The following is a 16895-nucleotide window of genomic DNA, read 5'->3' as shown; positions in this document are numbered from 1 at the left end:
ATTCCGACCACCGCCCCGGCGCTGTCTATCGTGGGCGCTGTGACGGGTGAGATGGCCGGCAGGGTGGCCGGGGAGGTCGGCGATGCGAACACCCCCGGTGGCACGCCCGCGCCCTCGCCCGAGCGCGACCGGCTGGTCACGCTTCCGAACCTGCTGAGCGTGCTCCGGCTGCTGCTCATCCCGGTCTTCCTCTGGCTCGTGCTCGGGCCGCGGCACGACCTCGTCGCGCTCGGGGTGCTGGTCCTGTCCGGGGTGACCGACTACCTCGACGGCTACCTCGCCCGGCGGCTGCACCAGTTCTCCCGCCTCGGTCGCCTCCTCGACCCGGTGGCCGACCGGCTCTGCATCCTGGCCGTCGTGGTCGCGCTCGCGCTCCGCGACGTCGTGCCGTGGTGGGTGGCGGTGCTGCTCCCGCTGCGCGACGTGATGATCGGCGCGCTCGTGCCGCTGCTGCGCACCCGTGGCTACACCACGCTCCCGGTCCACTTCCTCGGCAAGGCGGCCACCTTCAGCCTGCTCTACGCCTTTCCGCTGCTGCTGCTCGGCCACGGCGAGGGCAGCGGGCCGCTGCTCGCGAAGGTCTTCGGCTGGTCGTTCGCCATCTGGGGCATCGCGCTCTACTGGTGGGCCGGGCTGCTCTATGTCTGGCAGGTGCGCCGCCTGCTCGCGACCACGCCTCCGCTCCGGCAGCGGTCGACCGCCGGGTCGCGGCCCGAGGTGGCGTCCAAGCGCGGGGGTCGCCGTGAGTGACATGCCCGCGCGGGTGCCCGAGGCGGTGACGATGCCGCTTCTCGCCCGCATCACCCAGCAGTCGCTGGACGAGGACTACCACCACGTCGCCGACCGGCGGCGTACGACGGGCGAGGCATCGGCGTCCGCGGGCGGCCGCCGGCTCACCGTGATCGCCGTCGTCGCCTTCGGGCTGCTGGTCGCGATCGCCGGCGTGCAGACCTCGCGGAACGCACCGATCCAGCAGGAGAGCCGGGAGGTGCTGATCAGCCGGATCGACGCCCGGCAGAAGACGGTCGCCTCGATGCACCGGAGCATCGCCGAGCTCACCGACGAGAACACCAACAGCGAGTCGAGGTACGCCACGCTCGGCGACCAGCTGAAGCAGGCCACCGCCCGGGTTCGGGCACTCGGGCAGCGCACCGGCTTCGGGCCGGTCTCCGGGGCGGGGGTGCGGATCACCGTCGACGACAACCCCGACGGCGACGAGGACGGCATGGTCCGCGACAGCGACCTCGCCTCGCTCGTCAACGGGCTGTGGGAGGCCGGCGCCACCGCGGTGAGCGTCGACGGTCAGCGCGTCACGGCGAAGAGCGGGCTGCGCAACTCCGGGTCGGTGATCAGGATGAACAACGTGTCGCTCTCCCCGCCGTACGTCGTCCTGGCGCTCGGCGACAACCGCACCCTCCTCGCGAAGCTGGCCGAGACCACGTCCGGCTCGAGCTTCACCACGATCACCTCGCAGCTGGGGATGCCGGTGAAGCCCGAGAACGTCGACTCCCTGCAGCTCCCCAGCGCACCTGCGAGCATGCTGCACCTGCAGTACGCCCACTCGAACACCGGAAAGACGCCCCAGGAGGACAATTGATCGCCGCTCTCGGACTGGTCGTCGGGATCGTCCTCGGACTCATCTTCCGGCCGGAGGTCCCGGTCGGGCTCGAGCCGTACCTCCCGATCGCCGTCGTCGCCGCGCTCGACGCGGTGTTCGGCGCGCTCCGCGCGTTCCTCGACGGCATCTTCGACGACAAGGTTTTCGTCGTCTCCTTCGTGAGCAACGTCGTGATCGCAGCGGGGATCGTCTACCTCGGTGACAAGCTCGGCGTCGGCGGCCAGCTCTCCACCGGCGTCATCGTCGTCCTCGGGATCCGGATCTTCTCCAACGTCGCCGCCATCCGGAGGCACATCTTCCATGCCTGATCCCGAGCGCGCCGTACCCGAGCAGCCCGAGCAGCCCGAGCAGCCCGAGCAGCCCGAGCAGCCCGAGCAGCCCGAGCAGCCCGAGCAGCCCGAGCAGCCCGAGCAGCCCGACGAGCGGTCCGAGCAGCCCGACGACCCGGCTGACGACTCGACAGAGGACTCCGCCGAGGACCCGGACACGCCGGACACGCCGGACACGCCGGACACGCCGGACGAGACCGACGAGACCGACGAGGAGCCGGGGGAGCCGACCGCAACGGCGACGGCGACGGCGCCGAGCGGCCGGGGCAGGCTGCTCGACGCGCTGATGCATCCCCGGCGCGGCCAGGTGCTGGCGGCGGTGCTCCTGGCGCTGGTCGGCTTCGCGGGGGTGACGCAGGTGCGCACCAACGTCGACGACTCGACGTACGCCGGCTCGCGGGAGCAGGACCTGATCGACATCCTGTCCGGGCTGGCGGGCACGACCCAGCGCGCGCAGTCCCAGCTCGAGGACCTGCAGCGCACCAAGACGCAGCTCGACTCGGACAGCTCGAAGCGACAGGCGGCGTTGCAGCAGGCGCAGACCCAGGCCGGGACGCTCAGCGTGCTCGCCGGCCTGGTGCCGGTGACCGGACCGGGCATCAAGATCACGATCACCGAGCAGACAGGCGAGGTGAAGGTCGGCAGCTTCCTCGACCTGATCGAGGAGCTGCGCACCAACGGCGCCGAGGCGATCGACGTGAACGGCAAGGTTCGGCTGGTGGCCGAGTCCTCCTTCGAGCAGGGTGTGGGCGGCCTGATCATCGACGGCGAGCTGGTCAGCTCGCCGTACGTCGTCACCGCCATCGGCGAGCCCGCCACGCTCGAGAGCGCCGTGGTCTTCGGCCGGGGGCCGAAGTCGGAGTTCACCGACGACGGCGCCGACGTGGACGTCTCCCAGGAGCAGTCGCTGGAGATCCGCAGCGTGCGTACGCCGGACGGCGACGCCACGCCCTGACGGTCGTCCCGGCCCGCACCGCCCACCCGGCATCCACCCGGCGTCCACCCGGCGTTGACCCAGTAGGGTTTCGGTCACCACCTGCGTACGGCCGAGGACCGCAGCCGCAGACGAGCCCGAAGGAGAGCCGTGTACCCCGAGGACCTGAAGTACACCACCGAGCACGAGTGGCTTCGCAGCCCCGGCGAGCACGAGGGCTCCGTCCGCATCGGCATCACGCAGTACGCCCAGGACGCGCTCGGCGACATCGTCTACGTCTCCCTGCCCGCGGTCGGCGACGCCGTCACCGGTGGCGAGACCTGCGGTGAGCTGGAGTCGACCAAGTCGGTCAGCGACATCTACGCGCCCGTCTCGGGCGAGGTCGTGGCCGTCAACTCGGCCCTCGACGCCACCCCCGAGCTGGTCAACGACGACCCGTACGGCGGCGGCTGGCTCTTCGAGGTCGTGCCCTCCGACCCGGGGCAGATCGACGGACTTCTCGACGCGGCGGCGTACGAGGCCTCGCTCCAGGGTTGACCTGATAGGTTCGGAGGAACACACCCTCAGCGTCTGCCTGAGGGTCACCTTCCAGCCTCACCCGACACCGAACCAGTTCCGAGTGGACCCCAGGAGCACCGATGTCACAGTGCCCCGCATGCGGTAGCCAGAACCCCGACGACGCGCGGTTCTGCTCGCAGTGCGGTACGCCGCTGGCGCCCCAGGCGCCGTCCGACTCGACCGCGACGATCCAGCTCGGCGAGCCGTCGGACACCTCCGACCGGATGCTCAGCCCGGTCGACGCCGCCACCGTGGACGCCCTGCCCGTGGGCAGCGGGATGCTGGTGGTCCAGCGCGGCCCCGGCTCGGGGAGCCGCTTCCTGCTCGACAAGGACGTCGTCCACGCCGGCCGTCACCCGGACAGTGACATCTTCCTCGACGACGTGACGGTCTCCCGTCGGCACGCGGAGTTCAACCGTGTCGACGACACCTACTCGGTCAGCGACGTGGGCAGCCTCAACGGCACCTACGTCAACCGCGATCGCATCGACAAGGTCGTCCTCAAGGACGGGGACGAGGTCCAGATCGGCAAGTTCCGACTGGTCTTCTACGCCGGCCACGAGAGCCACTGACCGTTGGCGCCGTCCGCAGCCCCTCGGGAGTCCGGCGACCGGCTCAACATCGGCCAGGTCCTCGACCTGCTGCGTCCCGACTTCCCGTCGGTCACGATCCCGAAGATCCGGTTCCTGGAGGACAAGGGCCTGATCAAGCCGGAGCGGACGCCGGCCGGCTATCGCAAGTTCTCGCGCGCGGACGTCGACCGGCTCCGCTACGTCCTCCGGATGCAGCGTGACCACTACCTGCCGCTCAAGGTGATCGGGGAGCACCTCGACGCGATCGACCGCGGTCTGGAGCCACCCGCCATCGAGCCGACGGTGCCGACCGTCCCGACGGTCGCGCTCGCGGCCGACGGCACCCCGAGCCCGGAGTCGTTCCGCCGGCGCGACCACATGAAGATCTCCCGGCGGGAGCTGCTCAAGATCGCCGAGATCGACGAGGACCTCCTGCGCGAGCTCGAGAAGACCGGGCTGGTGACCCCGATGCGGTCGGGTCACTTCGACACCGACGCCCTCGTCGTCGCGCGCACCGCGCGCGACCTCTCGGAGTTCGGGATCGAGCCGCGCCACCTGCGCGGGATGAAGGCCGCCGCCGACCGCGAGGTCGGCCTGATCGAGCAGATCGTGGCGCCCCACCGAAGGGCCTCGGACCCGTCGGCAGCCGGCCGTGCGGAGGAGATCGGCAGTGAGATCGCCGCGCTCGCCGTACGCCTGCACGCGACCCTGGTGAAGGCCGGTCTCCGGTCCTCGTAGGGGCGCGCCGAACTGCGCCCTATCGCCTTGGGCGGTCGGGGGTAGTGTGAAACCGTGCGTGAAGTCGATGTCCTCGGAGTCCGCGTCGAGATGCCCTCGAACCAGCCGATCGTGCTGCTGCGGGAGGTGTCGGGGGAGCGCTACCTCCCGATCTGGATCGGGGCGGTCGAGGCCACGGCGATCGCCTTCGCCCAGCAGGGTGTCGTGCCGCCGCGGCCGCTGACCCACGACCTGATGAAGGACATCCTCGACGCGACCGGAAACGAGCTGACCGAGGTCCAGATCACCCAGGTCCAGGACCGCGTCTTCTACGCCAACCTCGTCTTCTCCTCGGGGGTCGAGGTGAGCGCGCGGCCCTCGGACTCGATCGCCCTCGCGCTCCGCACCGGAACGAGGATCGTGTGCGCCGACGACGTCCTCGACGAGGCCGGGCTCTCGGTGCCGGCGGAGCAGGAGGACGAGGTGGAGAAGTTCCGCGAGTTCCTCGACCAGGTCACCCCGGAGGACTTCGAGTCCCGCTAGGGGCTCACCCTCTAGTTGAGGTTGAGGGTTGCCGACACGCCGTACGCCTCTTTGACCCGGGGTGGTTGTCGTCTTACCGTGAACTGTCTCTGTTGTAACTCCACCGCTGTGGTCCCCCCGATCGCGGTGCTCTTCCCCTCGTCGGAGTTACGCGCAACGGAGTAGACCACGGAGGATCGCGTGAACGAGCACGACCAGGAGCCCGGCGTCGAGGACGCGCTAGCTGCCCAGCGCGCTGCGGAGCAGGCCGACGAGCAGGGGCTGCTCTTCACCGACGACGTCTCGCCGCTGCCCAGCGACACCGGCTACCGCGGCCCCACCGCGTGCAACGCCGCCGGCATCACCTACCGCCAGCTCGACTACTGGGCCCGTACCGGTCTCGTCGAGCCGAGCGTCCGCGGCGCCACCGGCTCCGGCACGCAGCGGCTCTACTCCTTCCGCGACATCCTGATCCTGAAGGTCATCAAGCGACTGCTCGACGCGGGCATCTCGCTGCAGCAGATCCGTACGGCGGTGCAGCACCTGCGCGAGCGGGGCACCGACGACCTCACCCGCGTCACGCTGATGAGCGACGGCGCCTCGGTCTATGAGTGCACGAGCAACGACGAGGTCATCGACCTGCTCCAGGGCGGCCAGGGCGTCTTCGGCATCGCGATCGGCGGCGTCTGGCGGGAGATCGAGGGGACCCTCTCCGCGCTGCCAAGCGAGCGCACCGCCGAGGAGCAAGGCGAGGACTCCGCCGCTGTCGCCGGCGACGAGCTCGCCGCGCGTCGCGCCGCGCGCAGCGCAGGCTGAGGCGCCACCCAGACACACCAGCGGCCCCGGATCGACGAGTGCGTCGATCCGGGGCCGCTGCCGTTATGCTGGATCCGCTGACCATCCCGTGTGGGAGAGCTTCTCCGGTCGACAGGCCGGCGGAGCGCCGAAGGGGCAATTCCTCCCCGGAACCTCTCAGGCACCAGGACCACGCGGATCAGGCAACTCTGGAGCGGCCACGGCGGGCGTGACAGAGGGGGAGGACTCCTTAGCCCCGTACGAGTCCACCCGGAGCCCACCGTGTCAGACACTCCCTCCCTCTCCGACCTCGACGGCGCGCTGCCGTTCGTCGACCGTCACATCGGCCTCTCGCCCGCCGACCAGCAGACGATGCTCGAGCGGTTGGGCTACGACTCGCTCGCCGCGCTGATGGACGCCGCCGTGCCGGGCGGCATCCGCAACCCGGAGTCCCTCGACCTTCCGGGGGCGCTCACCGAGCAGCAGGTGGCCGCCCTGGCGCGGGAGATCGCCGGCGCCAACCGGCCGGGCCAGGCGATGATCGGCCTCGGCTACCACGGCACGGTCACCCCCGCCGTGATCCGGCGCAACGTGCTCGAGGACCCGAGCTGGTACACCGCCTACACCCCCTACCAGCCCGAGATCTCGCAGGGCCGTCTCGAGGCGCTCCTGAACTTCCAGACGATGGTGGGCGACCTGACCGGGCTCCCCGTCGCCAACGCGTCGCTGCTCGACGAGGGCACGGCCGTGGCGGAGGCGATGACGCTCGTACGCCGCGCGGCCGGTCGATCGACGAAGGGGAAGGGCTCCGGGCCGTTCGTGGTCGATGCCGACGCGCTGCCGCAGTCCATCGACGTCGTCCGCACGCGGGCCGAGGCGATGGGCATCGAGGTGGTCGTCGCCGACCTGTCCCAGGGGCTGCCGGACGGCGAGCTCACCGGTGTGCTGGTGCATTACCCCGGCGCCTCCGGCCGGATCCTCGACCCCAGACCGCTCATCGGGGCCGCCCACGAGCGCGGGGCCCTCGCCGTCGTCGCCGCCGACCTGCTCGCGCTGACCCTCCTCGAGGCCCCGGGCACGCTCGGCGCCGACGTGGTCGTCGGCTCCACCCAGCGCTTCGGCGTACCCCTGTTCTACGGCGGGCCGCACGCGGGCTACATGGCGGTGCACGAAGGCCTCGAGCGGCACCTGCCCGGCCGGCTCGTCGGCGTCTCGGTCGACGCGGAGGGCCGTCCGGCGTACCGCCTCGCGCTGCAGACCCGCGAGCAGCACATCCGCCGCGACAAGGCCACCTCCAACATCTGCACCGCCCAGGTCCTGCTCGCCGTAGTCGCCTCGATGTACGCCGTCTACCACGGGCCGCGGGGGTTGACCTCGATCGCCACCCGGACGCACCGGTACGCCGCCGTGCTGGCCGCCGCGCTGAAGGCGGGCGGCTACGCGCTGGCCGCCGACGCGCTCTTCGACACCGTCACCGTCACCGCGCCGGGCAGCGCCGCCGCCATCGTGGCGAAGGCGCGCGAGCTCGGTCTCCAGCTCCGCCTCGTCGACGACGACACCGTCGCGGTCTCGACCTCCGAGACCACGACCCGCTCGACCCTCACGTCGCTGTTCGCCGCGTTCGGCGTCGCGCCGGACCTCGACGAGCTCGACCGCACGACCCCCAACGCGCTGCCCGGCGACCTCCTCCGGTCCACCGAGTTCCTGACCCACGAGGTCTTCAACTCCCACCACAGCGAGACGCAGATGCTGCGCTACCTGCACAAGCTCGCCAGCCGCGACTACGCGCTCGACCGTGGGATGATCCCGCTCGGCTCCTGCACGATGAAGCTCAACGCGACCACCGAGATGGAGCCGATCTCGCTTCCCGGCTTCGCCGACCTCCACCCGTTCGTGCCGGCGCAGGACGCCGCGGGCTACACCCGGCTCGTCGCGGAGCTGGAGGGATGGCTGGCCGCGGTCACCGGCTACGACCGGGTCTCGATCCAGCCCAACGCCGGCTCGCAGGGCGAGCTCGCCGGGCTGCTGGCGATCCGCGGCTACCACCGCGCCAACGGTGACGACCAGCGCGCCGTCTGCCTGCTGCCGGCGTCGGCGCACGGCACCAACGCCGCCTCCGCGGTGATGGCGGGGATGAAGGTCGTGGTGGTGAAGTCCGCCGAGGACGGCACCGTCGACCTCGACGACCTGCGGGCCAAGTGCGACCAGTACGCCGACAGCCTCGCGGCGATCATGGTCACCTACCCCTCGACCCACGGGGTCTACGAGGAGGGCATCACCACGCTCTGCGAGATCGTGCACGCCCACGGCGGGCAGGTCTACGTCGACGGCGCCAACCTCAACGCGCTGCTCGGCTACGCGAAGCCGGGTGAGTTCGGCGGCGACGTCTCCCACCTCAACCTGCACAAGACGTTCTGCATCCCGCACGGTGGCGGCGGGCCGGGCGTCGGCCCCGTCGCCGTGCGCGAGCACCTGGCGCCGTACCTCCCCTCCCACGCACTGCACCCGGAGGAGGCCAAGCGGTCCGGCATCGGCGCGATCTCGGCCGCGCCGTACGGCTCGGCGGGGATCCTGCCGATCTCGTGGGCCTACATCCGGCTGATGGGTGCCGAAGGACTGACGAAGGCCACCGCGAGCGCCGTGCTGGCGGCCAACTACGTCGCCGCCCGCCTCAACGAGCACTTCCCGGTGCTCTACCGCGGCGAGTCCGGGCTGGTCGCCCACGAGTGCATCCTCGACCTGCGACAGATCACCAAGGACACGGGCGTGACCGTCGAGGACGTCGCCAAGCGGCTCATCGACTACGGCTTCCACGCGCCGACGATGTCCTTCCCGGTCGCCGGGACGCTCATGGTCGAGCCGACCGAGTCCGAGGACCTGCGCGAGCTGGACCGGTTCGTCGACGCCATGATCGCGATCAGGGGCGAGATCGACCGGGTCGCCTCGGGGGAGTGGACCGCCGAGACCTCGGTCCTGCGCGGCGCCCCGCACACCTCGCGGGCGCTCGTGGGGGAGTGGGACCGCGCCTACACCCGCGAGGAGGCGGTCTTCCCGCTCGGCGTCGCTGGGCCGAATGGTGCGGGCGACAAGTACTGGCCGCCGGTGGCCCGCATCGACAACGCGTACGGCGACCGCAACCTGGTCTGCGCCTGCCCGCCGGTGGAGGCGTTCGCCGAGTAGCCGTCGTACGCCGCCGGGGCGCTGTCAGAGCGGTACGACCCGGAACACCGGGAGCTGCGCGGCGACCGCCTCGAAGTCGGCGACCGGCGCGCGGTGGTCCACCGGGATGTGGGCCCGCGCGCCGGGCGCGATGCGGAGGTACTCCTTGATGATCGCAGGCCGCGCCGCCGGGTCGACCTCGGCGAGGAGGACCGGCTCGCGGGAGCCGTGGACGAGGGTCGCGTGACCGTGCGCGGCGCGCACGTTGCGCGGCCACTGCGCGCGCTCGCCGAGCATCGAGACGAGGTAGCGCTCACCAGCGATCTCCGGCACCGCGACCGGAAGAGCGACCGGGTGGCCCGAGCGGCGGCCGCGCACCTCGAGGGTGACCCACTCCGGCTGGGTGAGGAAGCCCCGCGCGAAGAAGCGCGCGGTCGCCGCATTGACCATCCGCGCCGTCAGGTGCGGCCGTCCGCCGCGGTAGAGGAAGCGGTCGACGCGCCGGTTGATGCGGTCCAGGAGATCGGTCAGCACCGCCACGGCTCCAGCGTGCGTCGCGGCGATGATGCAGGGCAGGGGAGAACGTCCCGCGACCGCGCGAGGCTCAGCGAGCCTGGGAGACGCTGGACATGTTGAAGTCGGGGATGCGCAGCGCCGGCGTCGCCGTACGAGCGAAGTAGTCGCCCCACTCCCGGCTGAAGCTGGGCACGGTCGCGGACGCGGCCGTGTAGCGGGTGAGAAGATCGATCGGGCTCTCGTTGAAGCGGAAGTTGTTGACCGCGCCGGTGATCTCGCCTCCCTCGACGAGGTAGACGCCGTCCCGGGTCAGCCCGGTGAGGAGCAGGGTCTGCGGGTCGACCTCGCGGATGTACCACAACGACGTGACCAGCAGGCCGCGCTCGGTCCCGGCGACGAGACCGTCGAGGTCGCCGCCCGAGCCCGCGACGTCGAGGACGAGGTTGCCGATGCCGGGCGTGACCGGCTGACCGGTGAGCCCGGCGGTGTGACGCGTCTGGACGAGCGCGGCGAGCTCGCCGTCGCGGATCCAGTCGGTGCGCTCGAGGGGGAGTCCGTTGTCGAAGACGGAGGAGTCGTTGCCGGACGAGGCCGCCACGACGAAGGGGACCGACTCCAGACCCGGGTAGGCGGGGTCGGAGTAGAGCGTCACGCCCGGGCTCGCGACCCGCTCGCCGATCCGGGTGCCGCCGCCCGGCCTGCCGAAGACGGACTGGCCCTCGTGAGCGCTGCGCGCGTCGGCGGTCCAGTAGGCGTAGATCTCCAGATCGGCGACGGCGGTGGGGGGCAGGATCGTGTCGTAGCGGCCGGCCGGTAGGTCGAGAGTGCGCGCGGCCCAGCCGAGCCGGCGCGACAGCTCGGCCTCCATCGCCAGCGGGTCGACGTCGGTGAAGTCACGGGTGGCGCCGCCCACCCACGCCGAGGAGGCGAGGTCGCCGGTCTTGCCGGTGCAGGTCCACTGACCGGTCGGCTGGACGTGGCGCAGCCGCAGCCCGGTGGTCGAGCCGAGGTAGGTGGTCGCGACCTCGTGGTCGACGAAGCCGTAGAGGACCCTGCCCCCGCCGCCGGCGACACCGAACGCCTCGCCCAGCGCCGGGGCGAGCGCGTCGTAGACGTGGATGTCGGTGGCGTCGGGCTCCTCGACCCAGTCCGGTGAGACGCGGTCGCCGACCAGAGGTGCGGAGTCCTCGGCGGGCGAGGCGGCTCTCGCGGCCCCGTCGGCGGCCGCGACCGTGGCGAGCAGCTGCTCGGCCGACCCCGCGCTGCCGCTGACCGAGGCGGCGGCGATGCCGTCGCCCGCCGAGACGAACGAGATGACGGTCGCCTCGGCCGCCCGCATCACCCCGTTGGTCGTCAGGGTGTTGTTGGCCCAGCGGAGGTTGGCGCTGGTGACGCTGCGCAGGATGACGACGCAGTCGTCGGCGGTCGAGGCGGCGAGCGCCTGCTCGACGAGCTGCTGGGGAGAGGTGGCCATCAGTGCCCCGCCTCCTCGCCGGTGTTGAGGACGCGTACGCCGCGGAAGAGCGCGCTCGGGCAGCCGTGGCTCACCGAGGCGACCTGCCCTGGCTGGGCCTTCCCGCAGTTGAAGGCCCCGCCCAGGAGCCACGTCTGCGGGCCGCCGACCGCCTCCATCGAGCCCCAGAAGTCCGTCGTGGTCGACTGGTAGGCGACGTCGCGCACCTGACCCGCCAGTCGCCCGCCGCGGATGCGGTAGAACCGCTGCCCGGTGAACTGGAAGTTGAACCGCTGCATGTCGATCGACCAGCTCCGGTCGCCCACGATGTAGAGCCCGTCCTCGACGCCGCCGACCAGCTCCTCGGTGCTGGGGCCGCCGGCCGCGGGCTGCAACGAGACGTTGGCCATCCGCTGGATCGGGATGTGGCCCGGCGAGTCGGCGTAGGCGCAGCCGTTGGACCGGCCACCGTTGAGCTCCGGGTGCATGAGGCCCATCTGCCGGTCGAGCTGGAAGCCGACGAGGATGCCGTCGCGGACGAGGTCCCAGCCCTGCGTCGCGACCCCCTCGTCGTCGTAGCCGATCGTGGCGAGGCCATGCTCGACGGTGCGGTCGCCGGTGACGTGCATGACCTCCGAGCCGTAGCGGAGCGACCCGACCAGGTCGGGCCTGGCGAAGGACGTCCCGGCGTAGTTGGCCTCGTAGCCGAGCGCGCGGTCGAGCTCGGTCGCGTGGCCGATCGACTCGTGGATGGTCAGCCACAGGTTGGTCGGGTCGACGACCAGGTCGTAGGTGCCGGGCTCGATCCCCGGCGCGGCCAGCTTCTCGGCGAGCAGCTCGGGGACCGCGGCGATCTCGGCCTCCCAGTCGTAGCCGCCGGCCTCCGGTGCCGCGGTCACGAACTCCCAGCCGCGACCCGTCGGCAGCGCGAGGCTGCGCATCGAGTCGAAGCCGGCGGGGCCGCTGCCCATCGCCTCGAAGCCGGGGTGGATCCGGACACGCTGCTGGGTGGTGCTGGTGCCGGCGAGATCGGCGAAGTACTTGTTCTCGTGGACCGCGACGACGTGGGCGGTCGCGTGGGAGACGGCGCCGGTGCGGAGCCGGTCGGTCCAGTCGACGAGGACAGCCGCCTTCTCGGCGACCGGCACGTCGAACGGGTCGACGGCGTACGACGAGACCCAGGTGGCCTCCGGGTGGACCGGCTCGGGGGCGAGCTCGACGGGCGTGGCGGTCATCGCCGCGGCGACCCCGGCGACGGAGACTGCGGTCTCGGCGACCCGGACCGCCTCGTCGACGGTGAGCGCTACCCCGGACGCGAAGCCCCAGGCTCCGTCGTGGATGACCCGGACGGCGAAGCCGAGGTCCTCCCGCTCGCTGGCGCCCTGGAGCGCACCGTCGCGGACGAGGAGCCGTTGGTAGCGCACCCGCTCGAACCGGAAGTCGGCATGGCCGGCGCCCAGCTCCTCGGCCCGCTGGAGCGCCGCCGCGCCGAGCTCGCGGTAGGGGAGGGCGAGGAACGCCGGGTCGACCTCGGTCATGCCCCCGAACCTAGTAGAAGTCAGCGCGGCGCACCCTCGACACGCAGCGTCGAGCCGGCGCGCTGCTTGGTGACGACCAGCCGGGTGGGGATCCGGTCGCGCATCTCGGCGACGTGGCTCACGACGCCGACGACGCGGCCGCCGTCGCGGAGACCGTCGAGGACGTCGAGCACGTCGTCGAGGGTGTCGGCGTCGAGGGAGCCGAAGCCCTCGTCGACGAAGAGCGTCTCGAGCATGGCGCCGCCGGCCTCCTGCATGATCACGTCGGCCAGGCCCAGCGCGAGCGCGAGCGAGACGACGAACGTCTCGCCGCCCGACAGGGTGGCCGGGTCGCGGGACTCTCCCGACCAGTCGTCGCGCACCAGCAGGGCCAGGCCGCCGCGGCGGTCACCAGCGCCGCGCGCGGCGGAGTGCTCGAGGGAGTACCGCTGGTCGCTCATCACCGCGAGCCGCTCGTTGGCGGCGGCCACGACCTGGGTGAGCCGGTAGGCGACGACGTAGGCCGACAGTGACATCTGGAGCCTGTTGTCGCTGCTCTTGCCCTCGGCGAACGACGCGAGCCGGGTGGCCAGCTCGAGTTCGCCGCGGAGCGGACCCCAGGCGGCGACGCGCTCGGCCAGCTCCGACTGCAGCGCGGTGATGCGGGCGAGCCGGGACACCGCGCGGGAGACGGCCGCCTGCGCCGCGCCCAGGGCGTCGAGGGCGCGGCGGTGGGCACCGGCGAGAGCGTCGACGTCGGGGACCGGGGCAGCGAGCACCTCCTCCGCGCCGGGCTCGGCGAGGACGGCGCCGACCGCGGCGAGGCGGCGGTCGTGGTGCTTGATCGTGGCCGTGAGATCGTCGAGCACCTCGGGCTCGAGGGCGGCTGCCACGGCCGCCTCGGCGTCGGCGAAGCCGGCCCGCTCGCACGCGGCTGCCAGTGCCCGGTCGGCCTCCGCGAGCGCGGTGGTCGCCTGATGGAGCGCCTGGAGCCGGTCGACCGCCTCTCGCGCGGCGGCGAGCTCGTCCTCGAGGTCGCCGACGAGGGTGGGAACGTCGGGCGCGCCGGTGCCGGCCAGGGTCGACCCGAGCGACTCGGCGAGCCGGTCGCGCTCCACCGTGAGGTGGCGCAGCGACGCCTCGAGCTCCGCGACCCGCGCCCCCGCGGCGGCAACCCGGGCGGTCAGCTCCTCCAGCTCCCGCTCGCCGGCCGCGACGGACTCCTCGAGCTCGGGCACCCGCGCGGCCAGGGACGAGAGCCGGTCGAGGTCCTCCTCCAGCGTGGTGACGTCGGAGTCCTCGCCGAGCTGGCGGCGGGCGAGCTCGAGCCGGGTGGTCAGATCGCGGACGTGGCCGGCCCGAGCGTGTTCCTCGGCGCTGGCGTCGTCGGCGGCCCTCTGGGCGGCCTTCTCGGCCGCGGCGTCCGGAGCACCGTCGGCCGGGGTCGCCTTGTGGGGGTGGTCGGCCGACCCGCAGACCGGGCAGCTGGACCCGACGACGAGGGCACCGGCGAGCTCGGCGGCGATGCCCTCCAGCCTCGCCTGGCGTACGTCGAGCGCCCGCTCGCGCAGCATGATGGCTGTCTCCCGGGCCTGGTCGTGGAGCGTGCGCGCCTGGGTGAGCTCGGCGGACAGCTCCTCGACCGTCGCATGGGCGTCGAGCCGGCTCTGGAGGGCGGGGACCGCGGTGCGGGCCTCCCGGGCGTCGTCGAGGGCGGCGCGGAGCCGGGCGATCTCGGCAGGCAGGGCGGCGCGGCGCTCCTCGAGGGAGGCGGCCTTCTCGGTGAGCTCGGCCCGCTCCTCGGCGGTCGCCGAGAGCTCCTTCGCCACGGCGCGGAGCCGATCCTGGCGGGGGAGCTGGGCGCGGGCGTGGGCGAGCCGCTCGGTCAGCGCGGCGACCAGCCCCCTGGCCGAGGAGAGGTCGGTGTCGTCCGGGGCATCGGCGACCGCTTCTGCGCGGGCCGCCCTGGCGCGCTCGGCCAGCCCGTGGACGGGCACGACCGCCGCCGCCCGACCGGCCGCCTCGACCGCTGCGACGGCGAGCTCGTGATCCTCGGCACCCGCGACGAGGTCGGCGCGCTCGGCGGCGGCCGCCTCCACCCGGGCGCGGCGCTGCGCAAAGGCGCGCGCCTCCTCGAGCTCGGCACGCGCGGCGGTCTCGTCGGCCAGCGCGGTCGACGCCGCCGCGGCGGCGCTCTCCTGCTCGCCTCGGGCGGCGTCGGCGAGCTCCTCGACCCAGCGCTCCAGAGCGCCCTCGGCGGCCGGCAGGGTCAGGTCGTGGAGGTCCCAGTCGTCGGGCAGCGGCGAGCCGGTGGCCTCGCTGACCCGGCTGACGACGTCGGCGACCTCCTGGTGGACGGTCTCGGAGCGTCGGCGCAGCTCGGTCCGGCGGTCGCGCAGCCAGCGCTCGACGTCGGTGAACCGCTCGGTGCGGAAGAGCCTCTGCAGCAGCTCCTTGCGCTCCTCGGACCTGGCCCGCAGGAACGCCTGGAATCGCCCCTGCGGCAGCATGGCCACCTGGGTGAACTGGGTGAGCGTCATGCCGAGCAGTCCGCTCACGAGGTGGCCCGCCTCGTCGAGCCGGGTGGAGAGGGTCTGCCAGCCGCCGTCGCGCCGCTCCTGGAGCACCACGGACGCCTGCTGCGTGGTCGTGCCGCTGCCGCGCTTCTTGGGCCTTTCCCAGGCGGGCGACCGGGTGATGCGGAACCGTCGACCGGCCAGCGTCGCCTCCAGCATGACCTTCGAGGGGAGGTCGGGCGCGGCCTGGTCGCAGCGCAGCCGCTTCGCCGTGGCGCGGTCGCCGGGGACGTCGCCGTACAGCGCGAAGCAGACCGCGTCCAGCACGCTCGTCTTCCCAGCGCCGGTCGGGCCGGAGAGCAGGAAGAGGCCTGCCGCGGAGAGACGGTCGAAGTCGACGGAGACGGTCCCGGCGAAGGGGCCGAAGGCGGTCGCCTCCAGGTGGTGGAGACGCATCAGAAGAGCACCTCCGCGAACTCCGCCTCGGCGGTCTCCCGGGCGAGGCCCCGGCCGCTGTCGAGGGCGTCGACCTCGGGATCCTCGCAGCACGCGTCGACGGCCTCGTCGAGCAGCGCCGCCTCGGCCGACTCCGGGGCGCTGCCGCGCAGCTCGGTGAGGAACTCCTTGACCAGGTCGCGGTCGCGCCGCGGACGGTCGCCCGGGAGGGCCATGCCGCCGACGACGGCAGCGGTCGACTCGAAGCCCAGGACGAGCGTGTGGGGGAACCGGCGGCGCAGCCGCTCCATCGCCTGCACCGGCCGCACCGCGTCGGTGAGCGTCGCCTGGACCCAGGAGTCCTCGTGATCCGCCAGGGTCGGGTCGGTGAGCAGCGTGTCGAGGTCGCCGCGCAGCCGTGCCAACCGCCGCGGGACCGGCGCCTCCACGAACTCGACGGCGGCCACGCCGCTGGCGTCGAGGTCGACCAGCCAGGAGCCCTTGACGTGGCGCTCCTCGGAGAAGGAGTAGGCCAGTGGAGACCCGCTGTAGCGCACCGACTCCGTGATCGTCTGGCGGCCGTGCAGGTGGCCCAGCGCGGCGTACGTCGTCTCGGCGAAAACGCTGGCCGGCACCATCGAGACCCCGCCGACGCTGATGTCGCGCTCGGAGTCGCTCGGCTCGGCGCCGGTCACGAACGCGTGCGCCATCACCACCGTGCGTCCGCCGCGACGTTCCTGGTCCGTGCGCACCCGCGCCATCGCCTCGGTGAGCGCCGCCTGGTGGGACCGCGTGGTCAGCTGCCAGGACTCCTTCACGGCGTCCGGGTCGAGATAGGGCAGCCCGTGGACCGCCACGGGGCCGTGCTCGTCCTCCAGCACGACGGGCGTGCCGACGCCGGCGAGGTCGGTGCGGATGAAGACCCCGGCTGCGTCGATGAGCTCCGACCCGAACCCGAGGCGGTGGGCGGAGTCGTGGTTGCCGCTGGTCAGCACCACCTTCGCCCGCGAGGCGGCCAGCCGGGCGAGTGCCTCCGAGGCGAGGCGGACGGCGTCGACCTGGGGGAGGGCGCGATCGTAGACGTCACCGGAGACCAGCACGAGGTCGACGCTCTCCTGCTCCACGACGGAGAGGAGATGGTCGACGAACGCCGCCTGGTGGCTCAGCATGCCCTCCCGGTGGAAGGACCGGCCGAGGTGCCAGTCGGAGGTGTGCAGGATCCGCATGCCACGAACGCTAGGAGCCTGCGCCGAC

At 72.6% G+C, this 16895-nt stretch carries 15 protein-coding genes and 1 riboswitch; of the genes, 10 read left to right on the top strand and 5 right to left on the bottom strand.

Annotated elements, in window-relative coordinates; all coding sequences use genetic code 11:
• Positions 1-51 precede the first annotated feature (51 nt).
• The 10 genes from clsA to gcvP all read left to right on the top strand — a co-directional run bounded on the left by clsA (position 52) and on the right by gcvP (position 9225).
• Positions 52-750, top strand: a complete 699-nt coding sequence (gene clsA, locus ABLE53_RS14775) for a cardiolipin synthase ClsA (protein ID WP_425474882.1) — start codon at positions 52-54, stop codon at positions 748-750.
• A gap of 1 nt (position 751) precedes the next feature.
• Entirely contained in the window at positions 752-1597 is an 846-nt protein-coding gene (locus tag ABLE53_RS14770; protein ID WP_348859805.1) for a DUF881 domain-containing protein, read from the top strand.
• Entirely contained in the window at positions 1594-1926 is a 333-nt protein-coding gene (locus ABLE53_RS14765) for a small basic family protein (protein WP_348859729.1), read from the top strand. The genes ABLE53_RS14770 and ABLE53_RS14765 overlap by 4 nt, the downstream gene beginning before the upstream one ends.
• Positions 1919-2902, top strand: coding sequence for a DUF881 domain-containing protein (locus ABLE53_RS14760; protein ID WP_348859728.1), 984 nt, complete (start codon positions 1919-1921; stop codon positions 2900-2902). Before ABLE53_RS14765 ends, ABLE53_RS14760 begins: the two co-directional genes overlap by 8 nt.
• 129 nt (positions 2903-3031) lie before the next feature.
• Positions 3032-3418, top strand: a complete 387-nt coding sequence (gene gcvH, locus ABLE53_RS14755) for a glycine cleavage system protein GcvH (protein WP_348859727.1) — start codon at positions 3032-3034, stop codon at positions 3416-3418.
• Positions 3419-3519: 101 nt separating this feature from the next.
• Positions 3520-4011 carry a double zinc ribbon and FHA domain-containing protein gene (locus tag ABLE53_RS14750; protein WP_348859726.1) on the top strand — a complete coding sequence of 164 codons (492 nt, stop codon included), beginning with the start codon at positions 3520-3522 and terminating at the stop codon, positions 4009-4011.
• 3 nt (positions 4012-4014) lie between these two features.
• Entirely contained in the window at positions 4015-4749 is a 735-nt protein-coding gene (gene ftsR, locus ABLE53_RS14745) for a transcriptional regulator FtsR (protein ID WP_348859725.1), read from the top strand.
• 54 nt (positions 4750-4803) lie between these two features.
• The gene (locus ABLE53_RS14740; protein WP_348859724.1) at positions 4804-5271 is read left to right on the top strand and encodes a bifunctional nuclease family protein; all 468 of its coding nucleotides are present in this window, start codon (positions 4804-4806) and stop codon (positions 5269-5271) included.
• Positions 5272-5451: 180 nt separating this feature from the next.
• Complete coding sequence (locus ABLE53_RS14735; protein ID WP_425474878.1) at positions 5452-6066, top strand: MerR family transcriptional regulator; 615 nt, start codon at positions 5452-5454, stop codon at positions 6064-6066.
• Positions 6067-6147: 81 nt separating this feature from the next.
• Positions 6148-6248: riboswitch (glycine riboswitch) on the top strand.
• Between the two features lie 79 nt (positions 6249-6327).
• Positions 6328-9225 carry an aminomethyl-transferring glycine dehydrogenase gene (gcvP, locus tag ABLE53_RS14730; protein WP_348859723.1) on the top strand — a complete coding sequence of 966 codons (2898 nt, stop codon included), beginning with the start codon at positions 6328-6330 and terminating at the stop codon, positions 9223-9225.
• A gap of 24 nt (positions 9226-9249) precedes the next feature.
• On the opposite strand, the gene ABLE53_RS14725 is transcribed toward gcvP, so the two are convergent.
• The 5 genes from ABLE53_RS14725 to ABLE53_RS14705 form a co-directional block, all read right to left on the bottom strand.
• Complete coding sequence (locus ABLE53_RS14725; RefSeq protein ID WP_348859722.1) at positions 9250-9744, bottom strand: hypothetical protein; 495 nt, start codon at positions 9742-9744, stop codon at positions 9250-9252.
• A gap of 64 nt (positions 9745-9808) precedes the next feature.
• Positions 9809-11194 carry a metallopeptidase TldD-related protein gene (locus ABLE53_RS14720; protein WP_348859721.1) on the bottom strand — a complete coding sequence of 462 codons (1386 nt, stop codon included), beginning with the start codon at positions 11192-11194 and terminating at the stop codon, positions 9809-9811.
• Positions 11194-12711, bottom strand: a complete 1518-nt coding sequence (locus tag ABLE53_RS14715) for a TldD/PmbA family protein (protein ID WP_348859720.1) — start codon at positions 12709-12711, stop codon at positions 11194-11196. The genes ABLE53_RS14720 and ABLE53_RS14715 overlap by 1 nt, the downstream gene beginning before the upstream one ends.
• 20 nt (positions 12712-12731) lie before the next feature.
• Positions 12732-15662 carry an AAA family ATPase gene (locus tag ABLE53_RS14710; RefSeq protein ID WP_348859719.1) on the bottom strand — a complete coding sequence of 977 codons (2931 nt, stop codon included), beginning with the start codon at positions 15660-15662 and terminating at the stop codon, positions 12732-12734.
• Positions 15662-16867: an exonuclease SbcCD subunit D gene (locus tag ABLE53_RS14705; protein ID WP_348859718.1), complete on the bottom strand. Its 1206-nt coding sequence runs from the start codon at positions 16865-16867 to the stop codon at positions 15662-15664. The genes ABLE53_RS14710 and ABLE53_RS14705 overlap by 1 nt, the downstream gene beginning before the upstream one ends.
• Positions 16868-16895 lie beyond the last annotated feature (28 nt).

Source organism: Nocardioides asiaticus (genome assembly GCF_040049175.1).
In the GTDB taxonomy this organism is placed as follows: Bacteria; Actinomycetota; Actinomycetes; order Propionibacteriales; family Nocardioidaceae; genus Nocardioides; species Nocardioides cheoyonin.
The sequence above is the reverse complement of the archived record's forward strand: the minus strand, read 5'-3'. Positions and strand labels throughout refer to the sequence as shown.